The 19,767-nt window shown below is 69.0% G+C and carries 22 protein-coding genes; 15 read left to right on the forward strand and 7 right to left on the reverse strand.

What is annotated here, in order from left to right:
* Positions 1–12 precede the first annotated feature (12 nt).
* Positions 13–501 (forward strand): DUF5793 family protein, encoded by a 489-nt coding sequence (locus EXE52_RS01590; protein WP_049932784.1) that lies wholly within the window; start codon positions 13–15, stop codon positions 499–501.
* 14 nt (positions 502–515) lie between these two features.
* Here the strand turns inward: EXE52_RS01590 and EXE52_RS01595 are convergent, their stop codons facing one another.
* Together EXE52_RS01595 and EXE52_RS01600 are read right to left on the reverse strand one after the other, a co-directional pair.
* On the reverse strand, positions 516–1,409 hold the full coding sequence (locus EXE52_RS01595; protein ID WP_049932785.1) for an S-adenosyl-l-methionine hydroxide adenosyltransferase family protein: 894 nt from the start codon (positions 1,407–1,409) through the stop codon (positions 516–518).
* 162 nt (positions 1,410–1,571) lie between these two features.
* Positions 1,572–2,102: a nicotinamide-nucleotide adenylyltransferase gene (locus EXE52_RS01600; RefSeq protein ID WP_086216397.1), complete on the reverse strand. Its 531-nt coding sequence runs from the start codon at positions 2,100–2,102 to the stop codon at positions 1,572–1,574.
* Positions 2,103–2,272: 170 nt separating this feature from the next.
* On the opposite strand from EXE52_RS01600, the gene lonB reads away from it, so the two are divergent.
* From lonB to EXE52_RS01625, 5 genes are all read left to right on the forward strand, one after another.
* Positions 2,273–4,498, forward strand: coding sequence for an ATP-dependent protease LonB (gene lonB / locus EXE52_RS01605; RefSeq protein ID WP_049932787.1), 2,226 nt, complete (start codon positions 2,273–2,275; stop codon positions 4,496–4,498).
* Between the two features lie 355 nt (positions 4,499–4,853).
* Positions 4,854–5,774: an NAD(P)/FAD-dependent oxidoreductase gene (locus EXE52_RS01610; protein WP_049932789.1), complete on the forward strand. Its 921-nt coding sequence runs from the start codon at positions 4,854–4,856 to the stop codon at positions 5,772–5,774.
* Positions 5,775–5,907: 133 nt separating this feature from the next.
* Positions 5,908–6,150, forward strand: coding sequence for a FeoA domain-containing protein (locus EXE52_RS01615; protein WP_049932791.1), 243 nt, complete (start codon positions 5,908–5,910; stop codon positions 6,148–6,150).
* A complete protein-coding gene (gene feoB / locus EXE52_RS01620; RefSeq protein WP_089307839.1) occupies positions 6,147–8,048 on the forward strand; it encodes a ferrous iron transport protein B in 1,902 nt (633 codons plus the stop codon). Before EXE52_RS01615 ends, feoB begins: the two co-directional genes overlap by 4 nt.
* Positions 8,045–8,263: a hypothetical protein gene (locus tag EXE52_RS01625; protein ID WP_089307840.1), complete on the forward strand. Its 219-nt coding sequence runs from the start codon at positions 8,045–8,047 to the stop codon at positions 8,261–8,263. Before feoB ends, EXE52_RS01625 begins: the two co-directional genes overlap by 4 nt.
* A 104-nt stretch (positions 8,264–8,367) precedes the next feature.
* Here the strand turns inward: EXE52_RS01625 and EXE52_RS01630 are convergent, their stop codons facing one another.
* Positions 8,368–8,547 (reverse strand): hypothetical protein, encoded by a 180-nt coding sequence (locus EXE52_RS01630; RefSeq protein ID WP_049932795.1) that lies wholly within the window; start codon positions 8,545–8,547, stop codon positions 8,368–8,370.
* Positions 8,548–8,772: 225 nt separating this feature from the next.
* On the opposite strand from EXE52_RS01630, the gene EXE52_RS01635 reads away from it, so the two are divergent.
* From EXE52_RS01635 to EXE52_RS01645, 3 genes are read left to right on the forward strand one after another with little or no spacing between them, the layout of a single operon-like run.
* Entirely contained in the window at positions 8,773–10,197 is a 1,425-nt protein-coding gene (locus tag EXE52_RS01635) for a cytochrome ubiquinol oxidase subunit I (protein WP_086216403.1), read from the forward strand.
* A complete protein-coding gene (locus EXE52_RS01640; RefSeq protein WP_089307841.1) occupies positions 10,190–11,194 on the forward strand; it encodes a cytochrome d ubiquinol oxidase subunit II in 1,005 nt (334 codons plus the stop codon). The genes EXE52_RS01635 and EXE52_RS01640 overlap by 8 nt, the downstream gene beginning before the upstream one ends.
* A gap of 1 nt (position 11,195) precedes the next feature.
* Positions 11,196–11,441, forward strand: coding sequence for a hypothetical protein (locus EXE52_RS01645; RefSeq protein ID WP_049932798.1), 246 nt, complete (start codon positions 11,196–11,198; stop codon positions 11,439–11,441).
* Positions 11,442–11,463: 22 nt separating this feature from the next.
* Here the strand turns inward: EXE52_RS01645 and EXE52_RS01650 are convergent, their stop codons facing one another.
* Positions 11,464–11,703: a hypothetical protein gene (locus EXE52_RS01650; protein WP_049932799.1), complete on the reverse strand. Its 240-nt coding sequence runs from the start codon at positions 11,701–11,703 to the stop codon at positions 11,464–11,466.
* A 139-nt stretch (positions 11,704–11,842) separates the two neighbouring features.
* On the opposite strand from EXE52_RS01650, the gene EXE52_RS01655 reads away from it, so the two are divergent.
* The 5 genes from EXE52_RS01655 (at position 11,843) to EXE52_RS01675 (ending at position 16,179) form a co-directional block, all read left to right on the forward strand.
* Positions 11,843–12,562: a helix-turn-helix domain-containing protein gene (locus tag EXE52_RS01655; protein ID WP_049932800.1), complete on the forward strand. Its 720-nt coding sequence runs from the start codon at positions 11,843–11,845 to the stop codon at positions 12,560–12,562.
* Positions 12,559–13,491 carry a sulfurtransferase gene (locus tag EXE52_RS01660; protein ID WP_137703402.1) on the forward strand — a complete coding sequence of 311 codons (933 nt, stop codon included), beginning with the start codon at positions 12,559–12,561 and terminating at the stop codon, positions 13,489–13,491. The genes EXE52_RS01655 and EXE52_RS01660 overlap by 4 nt, the downstream gene beginning before the upstream one ends.
* 240 nt (positions 13,492–13,731) lie before the next feature.
* Positions 13,732–14,097, forward strand: a complete 366-nt coding sequence (locus tag EXE52_RS01665) for a helix-turn-helix domain-containing protein (RefSeq protein WP_086216388.1) — start codon at positions 13,732–13,734, stop codon at positions 14,095–14,097.
* A 149-nt stretch (positions 14,098–14,246) separates the two neighbouring features.
* Positions 14,247–15,029, forward strand: a complete 783-nt coding sequence (locus tag EXE52_RS01670) for a CBS domain-containing protein (RefSeq protein ID WP_049932802.1) — start codon at positions 14,247–14,249, stop codon at positions 15,027–15,029.
* Positions 15,030–15,126: 97 nt separating this feature from the next.
* Entirely contained in the window at positions 15,127–16,179 is a 1,053-nt protein-coding gene (locus tag EXE52_RS01675; RefSeq protein ID WP_089307842.1) for an ABC transporter ATP-binding protein, read from the forward strand.
* 88 nt (positions 16,180–16,267) lie between these two features.
* Here EXE52_RS01675 and EXE52_RS01680 read toward each other — a convergent pair whose 3' ends face one another.
* From EXE52_RS01680 to EXE52_RS01690, 3 genes are read right to left on the reverse strand one after another with little or no spacing between them, the layout of a single operon-like run.
* Positions 16,268–17,152 (reverse strand): ABC transporter permease, encoded by an 885-nt coding sequence (locus EXE52_RS01680; protein ID WP_089307843.1) that lies wholly within the window; start codon positions 17,150–17,152, stop codon positions 16,268–16,270.
* Between the two features lies 1 nt (position 17,153).
* Positions 17,154–18,083: an ABC transporter permease gene (locus tag EXE52_RS01685; RefSeq protein WP_049932805.1), complete on the reverse strand. Its 930-nt coding sequence runs from the start codon at positions 18,081–18,083 to the stop codon at positions 17,154–17,156.
* On the reverse strand, positions 18,084–19,310 hold the full coding sequence (locus EXE52_RS01690) for a PotD/PotF family extracellular solute-binding protein (protein WP_089307844.1): 1,227 nt from the start codon (positions 19,308–19,310) through the stop codon (positions 18,084–18,086).
* Between the two features lie 188 nt (positions 19,311–19,498).
* On the opposite strand from EXE52_RS01690, the gene EXE52_RS01695 reads away from it, so the two are divergent.
* Positions 19,499–19,723, forward strand: a complete 225-nt coding sequence (locus EXE52_RS01695; RefSeq protein WP_089307845.1) for a glycine zipper domain-containing protein — start codon at positions 19,499–19,501, stop codon at positions 19,721–19,723.
* Positions 19,724–19,767: the final 44 nt, after the last annotated feature.

Consider the following 19,767-nt stretch of genomic DNA (forward strand, 5'->3'; position numbering starts at 1 on the left):
ATCCGATAGGAAATGCGGCGTGACTACTTCGAGTTGACCGTCGAGGGCGTCGGAAACGACGCCGGCTCCCAGTCGCCCCCGCTGGTGCGGATCGACTTCCACGGTCCGGAGGATCTCCTCCGCGAGCGACTCTCGGGGGGCGAAAGCGAGGACATCATCGTCGAGACGGACGACGACCTGCTCGCGGCCGACCAGATCGACGTCGCCTTCCGGCTCCGCGAGCCGCTGGACGAGGCGGACGAGCCGGAGGGCGTCGTCGGCGTCACCAACCGATACACGGGCGACTTCATCCTCGAACTCAACGAGACGGCGACGGACGTACTCCCGTTCATCCACGCCGCGCGCGACGCGACCGACGACGGCGACGCGCGGTACCGCGTCGAGATCGACGTCGACGGCGAGCGCCTCGTCGCCTACGACAAGGACACCTTCCTCGTGTACGACCAGGAGGGGAACCTGCTCCGCAGCGAGAGCCTGATTCCCTCCGGCGTCGAGCTGTAACCGGTTTTTCGGACTCAGAGGCTGACGCTGTCGGGAACGAACCGGACCGCGTCGCCCGGTCGGAGGTCGAACGCGCCGTCGCCCCGGCCGTCGTTCACGTCACACTCCGCGTAGCCGTGGCTCCCGACCGTGACGAGGCGCTCGCCGGGGTCAACGGCGCCGAACGTCTCCGCGACCGGCGTGAGGTCGCCGTTCACGCGGACCCAGTCCCGGCCGCGGACAAGCTCGCCGGGGACGTTGGTGATCACGTTGCCGAACCGGTCGATCGCGAGCACTTCGCCGTCAACGGCGACCACGTCGCCGGTGTCGGCCTCGTCGTCGGTACCGTCCTCGGCGTCGGTGTCCTTCTCGGCCTCGCCCGCGTCGCGTTCGACCGACGGCTCGGGAAAGCGGACGTCCACGGGGTCGTTCGCGGGCGCGAGGTCGTCGATCCCCGCGAGCGCTTCGGCGACCGCGTCGACCGCGGGCTCCCCGTCCGACGCCGTCAGTTCGTCGTCGAGCGCCGTCCGGACGCGGGCCGCGGTCGGCGCGAACACGTCGCGGCCGTGGAACGTCTCGCTCGCGGGGTCGTCGACCGCGATGGACCAGACCTCGACATCCGACTCGCCGGCCGCCAGCGCGCGGGCCGGCGGCATCGCGAGCCCGTTGTCGGGCGCGACGATGACGTGCGCGCCGGCCCGGACGACGAGGGCGTCCCGGTCGGTGCCGACGCCGGGGTCGACGACGGCGCAGTGGACCGCCGGCGGGAACTCCGGGAGGACGAACCGGAGCCAGAACGCGGCGGCCCGGGGGTCCCCGCGCGGCAGATCGTGCGCAACATCGATCAGCTCGGCGTCAGTGTGCCGGCGAATCACTCCCTTCATCGCGGCGGGGTACGGCGACCCAAAGTCCGAGGTGAGCGTGATCATACCGGAACCCGCGTGCGGCGCGGGGTTAAATGGAACGGGCGTCGTCGTCGCCGGTCTCCGTATCTGTCCACGAGCAGGCGGCCGGAGCGTCGGAGCCGGCGTCGGGGCTTCGAAGCGATCGGCGGTCCGAGGCGATCAGCCCTCTTTACACGGATCGCCGCGCTACAGGTCGGACGGCTCGCCGCCGTTCGAGTCCGTCTCCGCGATCCGGCGGATGCGCTCGACGCCGTCGACTTCGCGGATCACGTCGACGACGGGGTCGGGGACGAGGTCGGCCCACTCCCGGCCGCGGATCATGCGCTCGCGGAGTTCGGTCCCCTCCAGCACGTCGCGGCGGAACATCGGCGACTGGCGCACCTCGACGCCCGCCTCCTCGAACAGGCGGACCACGAGCGGGTTGTTCGAGTAGGCCACGTCGAAGCGCGGGGTCATGCTCTGGACGTGGCTCACCCACACGGAGTTCCGGTCGAGGTCCTCGATCGGGACGACGTAGGTGGTGGCGTCGAGCTCCTCGACCGCCTTCGTCACCATCATCACGCGCTCGCCGGCGGTGAATGGGTTCCGCGTGGTGTGAGAGTCGCCGGCGGAGCCGATCCCCAAGACGAGCTCGTCGACCTCCGCCGCGATCTCTTCCACCATGTGCCGGTGGCCGTGGTGGAACGGCTGATACCGGCCGATGTAGAACCCCCGCATGAGTCTACGTACCGTCGGCGTCATTTATAAACCCCGTGGGAACGCTCGCGGGGCGTGATCGGTCGATATACGGCTTGAAAGCGGTGTTTACTGCCCCCGGGGCTACCCCTCCGGGGGGAGAAAGTATATCAGTAACCGACCCGTCCTTTTCGATAGCGACACCCGATTCTATGAGCAACGAGAAGGACACGAACGACCCGACGGCCGACGACCCCGACGAACCGCCCCACGGCGGCGTCGACGACTCGAGTCCGGCGGGGAACGGCGAGGACGCCACGCCCGGCGACCCCGAGCCCGACGACGGCCCGGCGAACGAGTCCGGCGTCGACGAGGACCCGGCCGCGGACTCCGACGACGACCCCTGGGACGACGGGGTCATCGTGGACGACGACGGGTTCGACGAGGGTCGGAACGGCGACGCCGCCGATCCGGCCGACGACGGCGGGATCGACGAGCTCGGCAGCACCGTCGAGGTCGAGGGCGCCGAGATCGAAGAGGACCCCGACGAGGACGACCTCCTCGGCGGGCTCAAGATAGACACGACGGCCGAACTGGAGATCCCGGACCGGCTCGTCGACCAGGTCATCGGGCAGGAACACGCCCGCGACGTGATCATCAAGGCGGCGAAGCAGCGGCGCCACGTGATGATGATCGGCTCCCCCGGGACGGGGAAGTCGATGCTCGCGAAGGCGATGTCCGAGCTCCTCCCCAAAGAGGAGCTTCAGGACGTGCTGGTGTACCACAACCCCGAGGACGGCAACAAGCCGAAGGTCCGGACGGTGCCGGCCGGTAAGGGCGACCAGATCGTCGAGGCGCACCGCGAGGAGGCGCGCAAGCGCAACCAGATGCGGTCGCTCCTGATGTGGATCATCATCGCCGTCGTGCTGGGCTACGCGCTCATCATCGTCGGCCAGATCCTCGTCGGCATCATCGCGGCCGGCGTGGTGTACCTCGTCTTCCGCTACCTCAACCGCGGTTCGGATGCGATGATCCCGAACCTGCTGGTGAACAACGGCGACACGAAGACCGCGCCGTTCCGCGACGCGACCGGCGCGCACGCCGGCGCGCTGCTCGGCGACGTGCGACACGACCCGTTCCAGTCCGGCGGGATGGAGACGCCCAGCCACGACCGCGTCGAGGCGGGCGCCATCCACAAGGCGAACAAGGGTGTGCTGTTCATCGACGAGATCAACACGCTCGACATCCGCAGCCAGCAGCACCTCATGACGGCGATCCAGGAGGGCGAGTTCTCGATCACGGGCCAGTCCGAGCGCTCCTCGGGCGCGATGGTCCAGACCGAGCCCGTCCCGACCGACTTCGTCATGATCGCGGCCGGGAACCTCGACGCGATGGAGAACATGCACCCGGCGCTGCGCTCCCGGATCAAGGGGTACGGTTACGAGGTGTACATGGAGGACACCATCGAGGACACCCCGGAGATGCGCCGGAAGTACGTCCGGTTCATCGCCCAGGAGGTCGCGAAGGACGGCCGCCTGCCCGAGTTCTCGGCGGAGGCCGTCGAGGAGATCATCCTCGAGGCCAAGCGCCGTTCCGGCCGCAAGGGCCACCTCACGCTGAAGATGCGGAACCTCGGCGGGATGGTCCGCGTCGCGGGCGACATCGCCCGGGGCGAGGACGCCGAGATGACCACCCGCGAACACGTCCTTCAGGCGAAGGGGCGCTCGCGCTCCATCGAGCAGCAGCTCGCCGACGACTACATCGAGCGCCGCAAGGACTACGAGCTCCAGGTCTCCGACGGCTACGTCGCCGGCCGCGTCAACGGCCTCGCGGTGATGGGCGAAGACTCCGGGATCATGCTCCCGGTGATGGCCGAGGTGACGCCGACCCAGGGCGGCGGGCAGGTGATCGCCACCGGCCAGCTAAAGGAGATGGCCGAGGAGTCGGTCCAGAACGTCTCGGCGATCATCAAGAAGTTCTCCGACGAGAACATCTCGGAGAAGGACATCCACATCCAGTTCATCCAGACGGGCCAGCAGGGGGTCGACGGCGACTCCGCGTCCATCACGGTCGCGACCGCTGTCATCTCCGCGCTGGAGAACGTCGGCGTGGACCAGAGCCTCGCGATGACCGGCTCGCTGTCGGTCCGCGGCGACGTGCTCCCCGTCGGCGGGGTCACCCACAAGATCGAGGCGGCCGCGAAAGCCGGCTGCGACCGGGTGATCATCCCCGCAGCCAACGAGCAGGACGTGATGATCGAAGACGAGTACGAGGAGATGATCGAGGTCATCCCGGTCTCGCACATCAGCGAGGTCCTCGACATCGCCCTCGAAGGCGAGGCCGAGAAGGATTCGCTCGTCTCCCGGCTGAAGTCGATCACGGGATCCGCGCTGAAGGACGGCAACGTCTCCGGCCCGTCCAACCCGAGCCCGCAGTAGGCGGCTCCACGCCTCGCGGTCCGATTTCTTCTGTCCTCGCTTTCGTTCCGGCGAGCCGCCGCACCGCGGTCTTCGCCCGCGGTTCGAGTGCCGCCCGCCGAGTCCGGTCTCGGTTGCTTATCGAGCGAGGTTGTCTCCGCCGCCAGTATTTTGTAGAATATACACAATACTGATGCGCCAAACAAACGATTCACCGACGGGGACAAGACGTATTTCGCGGCGATCGATACGCTTCCAACCCGGCTATAGCCACAGGAGCGCGTTTCGGTCGATATCTTGGAGGGGACGCCGACCACTCCGAGTGAATCAGCGGGCGGAATTAATAAGTTAGTATAGTACATACTACGCAATACAGATGTCAGGGATCGCGATCGTCGGCGGGGGACCGACCGGACTGAACGCCGCCATCTACACCGCTCGGGCGGACAGGCGAACGCTCGTGTTCGACGACGGGGGCGGGACCACCCGTGACGTGGACACGATGGAGAACGTCTACGGGTTCCCGGACGGGGTCACGGGCCCGGAGCTCGTCGATCTGGGGCGAGAGCACGCGCGGAAGTACGACGCCGAGATCGTCGAGGAGGAGGTCGTTCGGATCGAGCCGGACGGCGACCGGTACCGCGTCGAGACGACCGTCGACGAGTACGTCGTCGACGGGGTTATCATCGCGACGGGCGCGGACTACGAACGGCCGGCCATCGCGGGCGTCGAGGCGTACGAGGGCCACGGCGTCTCCTACTGCGTCGAATGCGACGCGTACTTTTACCGCGACAGTCCCGTCGCTGTCGTCGGCGACGACAACTACGCCGCGACCGAGGCGTTGATGCTGCTCGACTACACCGACGACGTCCGGATCCTCACCAACGGGTCGGCGTTCGAGGCGGACGACGGCTTGCGGGACCGGGTCGCCGACGCGGGGATCCCGGTGGTCACCGACGACCTCGATCGGCTCGCCGGCGAGGAGGTCCTCGAAGCCGTCGTCACCCGAGAGGGCGACGAGATCCCGGTCGACGGGCTGTTCGTCGCGCTGGGCACCGCCGGCGGCACCGACCTCGCGGAGATGCTCGGCGTCCCCGTCGAGGGAGACGACATCGTCACCGACGAGGCGCAGTCGACGCCGGTGGACCGGGTGTACGCCGCGGGCGACGTTACCGGCGGCCACCAACAGATCGCGACCTCCGTCGGAGAGGGAGCCCGAGCGGCCATCAACCTGCTCGAGGAGCTCCGCGGGGCGGACTACATCGATTACAAGAAGCTGGACTCGCAGCCGGCCTGACCGGCCCGACCGCTGACGCGCGCGAAGCGCGAAGGCGGCGCGCGGGTCCGGGCTCGCGGGTCCAGAGCGGTTTATATAAGACTCCATAATGTGCCGTGCCGCACAACACGCCCGTCGTTTTAGGTAGGCCTAAATGGTGGTCGCGCTGGCCGACATCCCGTCGGGCGAGTGGGTGGAACTGGTCGACGTGCCGGACGGCGAGCGCCGCGCTCGGTTACTGCGACTCGGCCTGCTGGACGGCCGCGTCGAGTGTCGCCGCCGGATCCGCAACGGTCCGGTCGTCGTCAGGCGTCGCGGGACGGAGGTGGCGCTCGGGCGGTCGCTGGCCCGGGAGATAACCGTCGAGCGATCGGCCCCCGACGACGCACCGCGATGACCGCGAGCGGGGACGCGGACCGCGGGCCCACATCCGGCGACGCCGAGGCGTCCGCGGCGCTGGTCGGCGCGCCCAACGCGGGCAAGAGCGTGCTGTTCGGACGGCTCACGGCCGAGTACGCCGACGTCTCGAACTACCCCGGAACCACGGTCGAAACGACCGCGGCGACCCTCAGGTCGACCCGCCTGATCGATACGCCCGGGGTCCACGGGATATCGTCGTTCTCTGAGGAGGAGCGGGCCACGAGGGCGGTCGTCTTGGAGGCGGACGCGGTCGTGAACGTCGTTGACGCCACGCGGCTCGACCGTGACCTGTTCGTGACGCTACAGCTGTTGGACATGGGCGTGCCGACCGTCGTCGCGCTGAACATGATGGACGAGGTCGAGGCCGACGGCGTCGAGATCGACGTCGGCGCGCTGGAGGCGACCCTCGGCGTCCCCGTCGTCCCGACCGTCGCCGTCACCGGCGCCGGCGTCGACGAGTTGCGCGATCGGCTCCCGGAAGCGACCGCCCCCGAGTCGACGCCCGTCGACGCGTACTACGACGCGCTCCCCGACGGGATCGAGGCCGGGCGGGCGGAGAAGACACTCCTCGTCGAGGGCGACGAACCGACGGCTCGCCGCGTCGGTGCCGGCGGCCTCGCGGCCGACGGGGGCGACGCGCCGCTCGCCGGCCTCGGAGAGCGGGAGGCGGTGTATCGCGAGCGCCGGACGCGCGTCCGGTCGGTCGTCGAGGCGGTCGAACGGGGTCCCGCTCCCGGACGGAGTCGCGGGGGACGGCTCGGAGACCTGTTGCTGCGGCCGGTGACGGGGATCCCGATCGCGCTCGCGCTCCTCCTCGCGGTGTTCTACGTCATGGGGGTGCTCGTCGCGCAGCGCGTCGTCGGCTACGCGGAGACCGTGGTCTTCGGGCGATACTACACGCCGGCGGTCGAGGCGGCCGTCGCGGACCTGCTCCCGGCGCGCGGGTGGGCCGCGCCCGTCGAGTTCCTGCTCGTCAACGATAACCTAGGGCTGCTGACGGTCACCGTTCGGTACACCCTCGGGGTCCTGCTCCCGCTCGTGGTCGCGTTCTACCTCGTGATCGGGACGCTCGAAGACGCCGGCGTCCTGCCGCGACTCGCCGTGGTGACGGACAGAGGGCTCGACAGGATCGGGCTCAACGGCCGCGCGGTCGTCCCGCTGATCGTCGGCGTGGGATGCGTGACGATGGCGGTCGTCTCCACCCGAATGGTCGGGTCGCGCCGGGAGCGGCTCATCACGACGGCGCTGCTGGGCCTCGCGATCCCCTGCTCGGCGCAGATCGGCGTCGTCGCGGGGTTGCTCGCGGAACTCGGGGTCGTCTGGTGGGGCGGCTACGTGGCGGTACTACTCGGGGTCCTCGGGGCCGCCGGCGTCGTTCTCGACCGGACGCTCCCCGGCCGACAGGACGCGCTGATCGAGCAGCTCCCGCGGCTACGCCTCCCCCGCCCGACGAACGTCGCCCGGAAGACGGCGAACCGGACCGCCGCGTTCCTCGGGGAGGCGGCCCCGCTGTTCGGGGTCACCGCGGCGGCGGTGTCGACGCTCGAGTACCTCGGCGCGCTCGACGCGATAGTCGGCGCGTTCCGGCCGCTGACCGCGGCGCTGGGCTTACCCGCGTCGTTCGGCGAGGTGCTCGTGTTGGGACTGATCCGCCGCGACTTCGCCGCCGCAGGGATGACGGGCCTGACGCTGTCGGCGTCACAGACCTTCGTCGGACTGGTCGTCGTCACCCTGTTCGTCCCGTGTATCCTCACGATGGCGATGATCCTCAGGGAGCGCGACGCGCGGAGCGCGCTCCTCGTGTGGGTCGGCTCTTGGGTTACGGCGTTCGCCGTCGGCGGCGGCGTCGCGGCCGCCTTGGAGGTGATCGCGTGATCTGTCCCCGCTGCGAGTACGAGTTCGATCCGGCGAACGGGCTCTCGTGTCCGCGCTGCGGCGCGCCCGCGTCATGTTCGGGCGTCTCCTGCGCCGAGTGCGGCGCGTGTTCGTCGCCCTTCGAGCGACTCCGCCGACGGCTCGCGGAGCGACTCGCCGGCGAGCCCCATCGCGACCGGGACTCCTCCGGGGACGACCCCGCGAGCGAGTCTTGACGAACGCCGGTGCGAGACGGCGCGGGTCGCGGTCGGGCGCTCTGAGAAGTTCCCGTCGCTCGCGCCGGACGCTCGGCCGGGCCGTCGCGGAGCGGGCGTCCGGGTCAGCCGACCGACTCCCAGTTCCGGTACAGCGCCACGCCGAACGCGAGGACGATCCCGCCGACCCCGACCTGCCGGCCGACCGTCCCGAAGTCGCCGTCGAGGCCGGCGACGACCGCTCTGACGGTCATCACCACCGTGACGAGCGCGACGAGCGCCAGCACGGCGTGCCGTGTTTCCATGCGTGAACGCAGTCGCCTCGCCACCCAAAACGATGGCTTGGCACAGGACAACGTCGGACCAGCGGGCGAGCCGCCGCGTCGCCGCCGAGAGGGCGGCGGCGGGCGCTCCGCGGCCGGTTGTCCTGTGCCAACTCCGGGGTTATGGACGAGGAATGCGCAGTGTTACGCGAGGAGACCGCCGCGTCGCGCGCCGGAGTGAACTTTCCAACCCGGACCCACCACGACATGATCGATCCAGTACTCGCAAGCCGATTCCAGTTCGCCCTGACGACGATCGTCCACATCATCTTCCCAGTGATGAGCATGGGACTAGCCCCGTTCCTGATATACTTCACCTGGAAGGACGTGCGGGGCGGCGACCCGGTGTACGAACAGCTGCGTCGCTTCTGGACGAAGATATTCGCCGTCTCGTTCGTCGTCGGGACGGTCACCGGGATCGTCTTAGAGTTCGAGTTCGGGACCAACTTCGCGGCGTTCTCGACGACCGCCGGCGAGCTGTTCGGCGGCCCGCTCGCCGTCGAGGGGATGATGGCGTTCATGCTGGAGGCGACGTTCCTCGGCGTCTTCGTGTTCGGTCGCGAGCGCGTCTCCGACCGGTTGTACCTGGTGTCCAGCCTCGCCGTCGGGGTCGGCACGTGGCTGTCCGCCGTCTGGATCCTCATCGCGAACTCGTGGATGCAGATGCCGCGCGGCTACGAGCTCGTGACCGAGAACGGGCAGGAGGTAGTCCACCTCGTCGACCCGCTCGCGGCGTACCTGACCCCCCGGTTCGGCTACATGTACGTCCACATGCAAAACGCCGCCGTCGAGTCGGTGGCGCTGTTCATGGCGGGCGTCTCCGCGTACTTCGTCTACCGACACCACGTCTGGGGACACCAGACGGAGAACATCGCCTTCTGGCAGAAGACGCTCAAGATCGCGCTGGTCGCGCTGCTGATCACGGCCCCGCTACAGGTGCTTCAGGGCGACCTGTACGCGCGGCACGTCTACGAGACGCAGCCGCAGAAGTTCGCCGCCATGGAGGCGGTCTGGGACACCGAGGCGTACGTCCCGGAGTACATCTTCGCGATCCCGACGGACCTGAGCCAGTTCACGGACCCCCGCGCGAAGGAGCTGTTCGGTCTCGGCATCCCGGGCGGGGCGTCGTGGCTCGCCAGCGGGGGCGACGCGACCGCGGAGATCCGCGGACTGAACACGTTCGAGACGGAGGCGCCGCCGGTCGCCGTCGTGTTCTGGTCGTTCCGCGCGATGGTCGGGATGGGCTTCTGGTTCATCCTGCTCGCGTTCTGGGGCGGCTACCGGTGGTACACGGGCGAGCTGTTCGAGGACGGGCTGCTCCACAAGGCGCTGATGGCGTCCAGCCTGCTCGGCATCGTCGCGGTCGAACTCGGGTGGGTCGTCACCGAGGTCGGCCGTCAGCCCTGGGTGATCCAGGGCGTGTTGAAGACGAGCGAGGGGGTCTCTCCCGGTCTCACCGGGACGGAAGCGATGGTCACGCTCGCCGGGTTCGTCGGCGTCTACGCCGGCATCCTCGCGCTGTACACGTACGTCGTCGCGCGGGTGATCCGTGATGGGCCCCCGAGCGTGCGCGAGCTGCGGTCCACCGCCGAGCGCGACGCCGCGCCGGGGGAGGTGCCCGGCGATGACTAGCGCCGTCGACGCGCTCGCGGCGGGCCCGGTGCTCGGCCTGCCGCTCCCGGAGCTGTGGTTCGCGCTCGTGTTCGCGATCCTCGGAACGTTCCTGTTCCTCGACGGCTTCGACTTCGGCGCCGGCGCGATCTTCGCGACGCTTCGCGAAGACGAGGCGCGCGAGGCGGTGCTGTCGGCGATCGGGCCGTTCTGGGACGGGAACGAGGTGTGGCTCGTCGTCTTCGGCGGCGCGCTGTTCGCCGCCTTCCCGTCGGTGTACGCGGGGCTGTTCAGCAGACACTACCTGCTGATGTTCGGCATCCTCGGCGCCCTCATTCTCCGGGGACTGGCGCCGGAGATGTACGAACAGCGCCACGACGCGCGGTGGCAGCGGTGGTGGGGGCGGTCGTTCGTCGCCGGCAGCGTCCTCGCGCCGTTCCTCCTCGGCGCGTTCGCGGGGAACTGGCTCGCCGGGAGCCCCCGGTCGCTCACGTTCGTCGGCGTCGTCACCGGGGTCGCCGTCACGGCGCTGACCGTCGTTTCCGGCGCCGCGTTCCTCCGCTTGAAGGCCCGAGACGCGCTCCCCGAGACGGTGACTGAGATCGGCGTCGGGGCCGTCGCGGCGTACCTCTTCGCGGTCGTCGCGACCCTCGGCGCCCTGGCGACTCGGCTCCCCGCCGGCGTCGACACGCTGCTATCGCCCCCGGTGCTCGCGCTGGTCGCCGCCTCCGTCGGGCTCGGTGTCGGCTACGGCGTCGCGCTTCGACGCGGGGCGGACCTCGCCGCGCTCGCGGCGGCCGCGGGACTGACGTACGGGCTGACCGCGGTCGTCGCGGTCCTCATGTACCCGCGCATCGACCCGGCGACCGGGGCGACGGTCGGGGAGGCCGTCGTCTCGACGCTGCCGCTGAACCTCATGTCGATCGGCGCGGCCCTGCTGTTACCGCTGGTCGCCGTGTACTTCGCCGTCCTGTACTCGGCGTTCAGCGGCCCGATCACGGCCGAGGAGGCGTACTGAGATGAGCGACGGCTCGGAGGCGCACGCGCCGACCCGGCGGTCGTCGGTCGGAACGCTGCTGCTCTCGCGCGTGCTCATCACGTGGGCGGAGCTCCTCGTCGTCGGGTTCGGCGGGGCGGTCGCGGGCGGCGCCGCGTCCGGCCCGCCGCAGCTCGTCGTCTACTTCGCGACGGTCCTCGCCGCGGTCGCCGTGTTCATGTTCAACGTCGACCGGCTCGTCGCCGCCCGCATGCGAGAGGCGACGTGACCGGAGTGCGCCGCGCCGAGCGTCAGTCCGACCGACGGCTCGACCGCCTGAACGGACCGACGCCGTGGCGCTTGGCGACGATGCCGAACAGCAGCGCGGCGCTGGGGAGGAAGAGCAGCGCGCCCAGCGCGGTGACGGTGTCGTCGTGGGTCAGTCCGAGGGCGAATCCCCCGATCCCGGCGGCGAGCGCGAGGAGGGCCGGGATGAGGAGACGGCTCCGGAGCGCGGTCGGCGTCTCGCGACCCGAGGGTGAAAGCTCCATACGAGACAACGTAAGTGCGTCGGGCCCATATCACACGCGTTGTCAAGGGACAACTTCCCGCCGGGACGCGGCCCGACGCCGGCGAGGTCACCGTCACCGCCGCGAACCGAGACCGCATGACCGGACCAGTCACCGCCAGATGTACGACTTCAGCTTCGAGATAACGTACGAGCCCGGCGCCGACGAGTACGTCGACCTGTTCATCGACCGCGGCTCCCTCCAGTCGGAGGCGACCTACTCGTGTCTGGACCCCACGGAGCTGTGGAAGCTCGAGTCGGTGACCGGCGACGCGGCCGACCTCGACGCCGTGGACGAGCTGCTCTTAGACGAGTCGGTCGACCGCGAGTCGATCAGCGGCCGGGCGTGTCGCTCGGCCCGCGCGACGAGCCTGTTGACCGAAGAGCAGCGGCGGCGGGTGGCGTACACGTACGTCTCTGACGTGGACTACTGCGAGTCCGTCCCGCTCATCACGGCGAAGTACGTCGACGGGGGCGTCCTCTTCGAGCAGACGCTGTCCGGCGACACGGTCCGCTGGCGCGTGCTGGTCCAGGACGACTCGAAGATCGGAATGTTGTACGACACGCTGTCCGCGAAGCTCGGCGACGGGCTGTCGTTCTCCTTCGAACACCTGACCGAGGTCGACCACTGGGAGAGCGAGCTGCTCTCCCGGCCCGACGTGCCGGCCGAGCAGCGCGAGACCCTGTTGCTCGCCGTCGAACGCGGGTACTTCGAGACGCCGCGAGACGTGACGCTCGACGAGCTCGCGGCGGAGCTCGACGAGCCGCGCTCGACGGTGTCGTACCGGCTTCGACGCGCGACCGCGGAGCTGGCGAAACGGTTCGCCGACCAACAGTCATGACCGCAGAAACCCCACCCGACGACGATCAGCGGAAGCCCACAAGCGCGTCGCTAGCGGGGCGGTACCCGACGGACGTGCTCGTCAGCCCCGACTGGGTCGACGCCCGCCTCGACCGGTTCGACGCCGCCGACCCCGACCTGCGCCTGCTCGAGGTCGACGTCAACGCCTCGTTCTACGAGGAGGGACACGCGCCCGGCGCCGTCGGCGTCGACTGGCGCACCGAACTCCGGTCGACGGAGGTACACGACATCCTCTCTCCGGAAGAGATGACCGCCTTCCTCGAATCGAGCGGGATCACCGAGGAGACGACCGTCGTCATCTACGGCGACAACCGGAACTGGTTCGCGGCCCACCTGTACTGGCAGCTCTCCTACTACGGCCACCCGGACGTCCGGATCATGGACGGCGGCCGAGAGTACTGGACGGAACACGACTACCCAACCACGACGGACCCGGTCGACCCGCCAGCCGTAGCGTACGGCGACGCGCCCGACGCGCCGGCCAGACCGGCGGTGCGGGCCGCGCGCACGGACGTGCGGGCGGCGCTCGACACGGACACGAAGTTCGTCGACGTGCGCCTGCCCGAGGAGTTCCGCGGGGAGATCACGAAGCCCCCCGGCAGCAACGAGGGGGCGATGCGGGGCGGCCACATCCCCGGGGCGACGAACGTGTTCTGGGCGGAGAACGTCCGGCCCGACGGCCTGTTCAAGTCGCCCGAGGAGCTGGCGGCCGTGTACGAGTCTCGGGGGATCACCCCCGAGGACGACATCATCATCTACTGCCGGATCGGGGAGCGGTCGTCGGTGACGTGGTTCGTCCTCGAGGAGCTGCTCGGCTACGAACACGTGCGGCACTACGACGGCTCCTGGACCGAGTGGGGGAACATGATCGGCGTCCCGATCGAAGTGGGCGAGCCCGACGGCGGCTAGCTACTCCCGACGACGACGGCCCGCTGTTGTCTCGGCGGCGGCTGGGTACTGCCTTCGAATCGGGGGTAGCCGCCGCTCTCGGCCGTCGAGACCGGTCGTTGTCCTGCGCCAAACGGTTACATTAGCCGCTGTGCGCGCAAACGTCGGTAATGAGCGGTTCTCACGCCGAGCGGAGGGCGAAGCGTACAGGAGGCCGGGGCGGAGACCGGCGAAGCGAACCCGCATCGCCGGTCGGTGGCGATGAGTGACGCCGGGTCGAAGCGGGGCGAGTCCGGCTCCGTCCGGCGGCTCCTCGACGCGCTGAGCGAGGAAACGAACCGGACGATCCTGTCGGAGCTCGACGAACCAACCTCGGTCGCCGAGCTCGTCGAGGAGTGCGACATCCCGATGTCGACGGTGTACCGGCGCTTGGACACGCTCGAGGACATGGACCTGGTGACGGAACACGTCGCGGTCGACGCCGAGAGGGGTCGGTATCGGCTGTACGAGCGCAACGTGCGCCGCGTCACGATCACCGTCGACGAGGACGGGCGGCTCGGGACCCGAGTCGAGCGCCCGGCCGGGAACCCCGACGAGACGGTGACGTGGCGGCCGGACGGCGAGTGACGGTCGGGCTGGTAGTGCCGGGCGGGCAGAGAGACGATCGGGCGGGGAGGGACGGCCGAACGGCGAGTGCCGGTCGGGCGAAGAGTGATAGCCGCTCGGGACGCCGTCACCCCCGCCCTCTTTTATTCCGCGAGCGTGTACGGCGGACGATGAGCGGGAAACCGACGGTCGGCGAGTACATGACCCGGGAGGTGGAGACGGTCAGCCCGGACGAGACGGTGGCAACCGTCGCGCGCCGCATGGCCGACAGCGACGGGCACAACGGGTTCCCCGTCACGCAGGGCCGCACCGTCGAGGGGTTCGTCGCGGCGGGGGACCTGCTGCTCGCCGAGGACGACGCACCCGTGTTCACGGTGATGACGGAGGACCTGATCGTCGCGCACCCCGATATGAAGGTGACCGACGCCGCCCGCGTGATCTTGCGCTCGGGGATCCAGCGGCTCCCGGTCGTCGACGACGCGGACAACCTCGTCGGGATCATCTCGAACACGGACGTGGTCCGCTCGCAGATCGAGCGCGCGACGCCCGGCAAGGTCGGGAAGCTGATGCGCACCCTCTCGCAGATCCACGGCGTCGACCTCGACGAGGAGCGCCGCGAGGTGGCGATCGCGGACCTGACGCCGACGCAGGCCCGCGTGTACGCCGACGAGCTGGAGGGCCGGCAGTACGAGCTCGAACACGGGCTCGCGGAGCCGCTCGTCGTCATCGACAACGACGGGACGCTCTACCTCGCCGACGGGCATCACCGGGCCATGGCCGCCCGTGAAGCGGGCATCGAGTCGATGGACGCGTACGTGATCGTGCCGCGAACGCCGGTCGACCTGGGGATGGCGAAGACCGCCGAGAAGGAGGGCCTCCGCGTCGTCGACGACATCGAGATCGTCGACTACGCGCGCCACCCTCTCGTGGAGACGACGAAGCGGCTTCAGTGAGGTGCCGACCCGGATGTCTTCGGGTTCCCCGCTCCGAGGGCGTTCGCGGTCCCGTCCGGCGATAGATTGATATAGCTGCTGTCGGGACGAGTGGCACATGACAACGGGGAACACATTGGTCGAGCTCGACGAGGTGACGAAGCGGTTCGGCGACCTCACCGCGGTCGGCGGCATCGACTTCTCCGTTCGAAAGGGCGAGTTCTTCACGCTCGTCGGCCCGTCGGGCTGCGGGAAGACGACGACGCTCCGGATGATCTGCGGCTTCGAGCACCCGACCGAGGGCGAGGTCCGGATCGACGGTCGGTCGATGGGATCGGTTCCCCCGGAGGCGCGCGACACGAACCTCGTGTTCCAACAGCTCTCGCTTTTCCCGCACATGAGCGTGGGAGAGAACGTGGGCTACGGGCTCGCAAAGGCGGGCGTCGACGCCGGCGAGCGGTCGGAGCGCGTCTCTGAGTACCTCGGGCTCGTCGACCTCGACGGGTTCGAGGACCGCAACCCGACAGAGCTCTCGGGCGGCCAACAGCAGCGCGTCGCGCTCGCCCGGGCGCTGGTCAACGAGCCAGCGGTGCTGCTGCTCGACGAGCCGCTCTCCAGCCTCGACCGGAAGCTCCGGAAGCAGATGCAGGTCGAACTCCGCCGGATCCACAAGCAGACGCAGGGCGGCTTCTTCTACGTGACCCACGACCAGGAGGTCGCGATGACGCTCAGCGACCGGATCGCTGTGATGAACGACGGCCACATCGAGCAGATCGGTCCGCCGGAGGAGATCTACCGCGAGCCCGCCTCGGAGTTCGTCGCGGACTTCATCGGCGACACGAACCTCATCGACGCGCGGACCGCGGAGCGGGACGGAACGACCGTCGCGGAGATCGGCGGCGAGGGCGGGTTCGGCGTGCCGGCCCCGAACCGGACCGGTGAGGTCACCGTCTCGATCCGCCCGGAGGACTTCACCATCGCGAACGGGGACGGCGCCCTACACGGCACCGTCGTCGAGCGGTACTTCCAGGGCGACCAGACGAACTACCTCGTCGACCCCCACGGGGACGTGGGCGAGCTTCAGGTGGTGATCCAGGGCCGCGAGTCGGCGGTCGACACCGGCGCCGACGTCGGGCTCGACGTGGTCGACGGCGCGCCAACGGTGTTTTGATCTGGCCACTCACACCGTCGATTCCCCGCTTCAGTGTGAACGCAGGTCGACGAGGCGGGGGAGAAACCGGGTCCGCTCGCCCGGGGCCTCACCCCTCCTCTTCCGTGACCGTGCCGGCGACGTAACCGGTCACGTTGCCGACGTTCATCGCGACCGCCAGCGCGATCGCGATCCCGAAGACGATGAGCGCGGAGACGGCGTTGAGCTCCGGCGCGTCGAGCTGTCGGATCCGGCTGAACATCCAGATCGTCAGCACGTCCGTGTTGGGCCCGGTGAGGAACAGCGCGCGGATGTAGTCCTCGAACGACCGGATCCACGCGAACAGGAACCCCGCTCCGACGGCCGGGGCAATCACCGGGAGCGTCACGTCCCGGAACACGGTCAGCGGGTCCGCGCCGAGGTCTCGGGCCGCCTCCTCTAGCGACTCGTCGAAGGTGTACAGCCGGGCGGAGACGATGAGGAGCACGAACGGGAGGCCGTACAGCGAGTGGGCCAGCACCACCGTGGCGAACCCCGGTAGGATACCGAGGAGGTTCTGGAAGTAGATCCGGAGGGCCACGCCGAGGATGATGCCGGGGATCACCATCGGGATGATCCCGAAGGTCCGGTACACCTCTCGGAGGCGGAACCGGTAGCGGGTCAGCGCGAAGCTGGCCAGCACGCCGAGCACCGTCGCGACCGATGCCGCCACCGTCGCGATGGTGAAACTGCCCGCGAGCGAGGCGCGCATTGAGTCGCTACGGAGCGCCAGCCGAAAGTTGTCGAGCGTCAGGCCCTCGAACGGGAAGATCGTCACGGCGTTCTCCGCGAACGCGAGGAAGATGATGATCGCGAGCGGCACCCACAAAAAGAGGAGCAACAGGCCGGAGACGACGTACAGCGAGGTGCCGAGGAGCCGTTCGACCGTCTGGTGCCCGACAAGCCGCTCGGTCGCCCCCGCCGTCTCTGTCGACTCGGACATCTCGGTCGCCATCTCAGGCACCCCCCAGTTCCTCGATGCTCACGTACCGGAACGCGAGGATCATCGCGCCCACGATCGAGACGAGCACGAACATCGACGCCGCGCTTGCGTACCCGATCGAGTAGGTCCCGGCGACCCGGCTCTCGATGAGCATGCCGATCATCTGGACCTTGCCCTGCCCGAGGAACGTCGGCGTAATGAACGCGCCGACGCTCGGGACGAAGACGAAGAGGCTCCCGCCGATGATCCCCGGAAGCGTGAGCGGGATCACGTGGTCGCGGAGCACCTCGACCCGCGACGCGCCAAGGTCGCGGGCGGCCTCGATGATCGAGAAGTCGAGGCCGTCGAGGCTCGCGTACAGCGTCAGAAGCATGTACGGGAAGTACGCGTGGGTGAGCCCGACGATGATCGCCGGGACACCGTAGTTGAATATCCCGAGCGGGGCGTCGATCAGCCCCCAGCTCATGAGCGTGCTGTTGATCACGCCGCCCGGACCGAACATCAGGACCCACGAGTACGCCCGGACGAGGTACATCGTGAAGAACGGCAGGAGGACGAAGAAGATGACGACTTTGAACAGCCGCCCGCCGCTCCGTGCCAGCAGGTACGCCAGCGGGAACGCGAGCGTGAGACACAAAAGCGTCGTCACGGTGGCGATGACGTACGAGAGCCACAGCGCCGTGACGAACGGGGTGTTCCAGATCGCGCCGCCGCCGTCGAACAGGGAGCGGTAGTTGTTCAGCGTCGGCTCGTAGACGATCTGGTACGTCAACGAGCTGACCTCGAAGAAGCTCACGGCGACCATGAACGCCAGCGGCGCGACGAGCAGGGTGAGTATCCACGCTGCGCTGGGACCGACCGTGACGCCGAGCCGACTGCGTGGTCCGCTCAGCAGCCTCACCGCCCTCGCCCGCGCGCTCTCGTCCGGCTCGTCTGCGGCCATCTATGCCGCCTTGACCTCTTCCCACGCGGAGACGTACGCCTCCTCGACGTCCGAGTCGATGTCCTTGAGCGAGTACATCCCCTCGAGGCGCGAGGGGTCGATCCGCCCGTACAGCTCGTTCTGCTCCTCGGTCAGCTCGTCGGCCACGTTGGGGTTCGTGCTGGGCGAGAAGCCGGCCTCCGCGAGCGCCGCGCCGTTCTGGGGCGTGATGAACTCGTTGATGACCTCCCAGGCGGTCTCCTGGTTGTCGGAGGCGGCGGAGACGACCGCGGTCTCGTACCACGCCAGCGCGCCCTCTCTCGGGGCGACGAACTCGACCCAGTCGTCGCCCTCGCTGCGCATCTGGACGGTCTCGTTCCGCCCGCTGTGCCCGACGAGGAAGTTGCCCTGGCGGAACTCCTGGATGAACGTCGGGTCGGGGGCGATGTACCCCTGGAGCCGCGGCTTCTGCTCGATGAGCAGTTCCTGGATCTCCGTGAGCTGCTCTTCGGTAAACGTCATCCGCGCCCCGGACATGGCGTCGTCCATGCCGAGGTACAGCGCCGCGGCCGGGATCGACTTCGCCGCCTCGTCGTACATGATGATCTCGCCGTCGAGGTCGGCGTCGACGTAATCCGGCTCGAACAAGATGTCGTAGCTCGGCTCGTGGTCCGGCACGCTCCGGGAGTCGTAGGAGTAGCCGTACCAGCCGAAGCGGATCGGCACGCCATACGCGTTCCCGCTCTCCGTGAACTGGTCGTCGACAAACGACTGGAACCGGTCGTACATCGAGCCGAAGTTGTTCACCACGTCGTTGTTCACCGGCGCGACGAGGTCGGCGTCCATGAACCGCGGGACGAGGTTGTTGTTCGGAACGGCGATGTCGAACTGCTCGTCCTGGCCCGCGCTCCACTGCGAGAACATCTCCGTCGACGACGTCGAGGGCGTGATGTTCAGCTCCACCCCGTCGAGCGTGGACTCGATGTTCTCCTGCATCTCGGCGTACTCCTCCCACGTGATGATGTTGATCGTGGTCGTGCCGCCGCCGCCCATGCTCCCGCCGTCGCCGCCGTCGCCGCCGTCGCCGCCGTCGCCGCCGTCGCCGCCGTCGCCGCCGCTACATCCGGCGAGGGCCGCCACGCCGGCGGCGCCCGCGCCGGCGATGTAGGCCCGCCGACTCACGCGCCGGCCGGTCGAGGTCGATCCGTTGCTTGTGCTGTGAGACCTGTTGTCACGCTCTGACGTCATGTTCCGATGACATATATCGGCAGTTAATAAGTGTTACGCCGTTAACCCCTCGCTAACCCGCGATTTTGCTGTTTCGAACCGGTCGATCAGAGGTCGAGCCGGGTCCGAACGGAGTCTTCTCTCGGACTCGCCGGGGGCGTGGGAGACTCGTCCGTAGGCTTTTGTAAGTTGATGTAGACGTTCCGCGCATGGGATCACGGATTCGACGCGCACTCTCACGGGCGACGCTCGCCGCGGTCGGCGCGGCCGTCGGCGCCGCGGTCGGCGGACTGATCAGTAGACAGGCGGCGTCCAGCGGCGGCGCGCTCGGCGCGCTCGCGGGCGCGACGCTCGCCGACTTCCGGTCAGACTCGGAGGGTGTCTTCGGCGCGCTCCGCCCCGACGAGGACGACGAGGCCGACGCGGCGGCGTGAGCGAGGCCCTGTGGCGCGGTCCGTAGGGCGAGCGGCCGCGGGTC

The organism is Halorubrum sp. CGM4_25_10-8A, from assembly GCF_005435025.1.
Classification (GTDB): domain Archaea; phylum Halobacteriota; class Halobacteria; order Halobacteriales; family Haloferacaceae; genus Halorubrum; species Halorubrum ezzemoulense.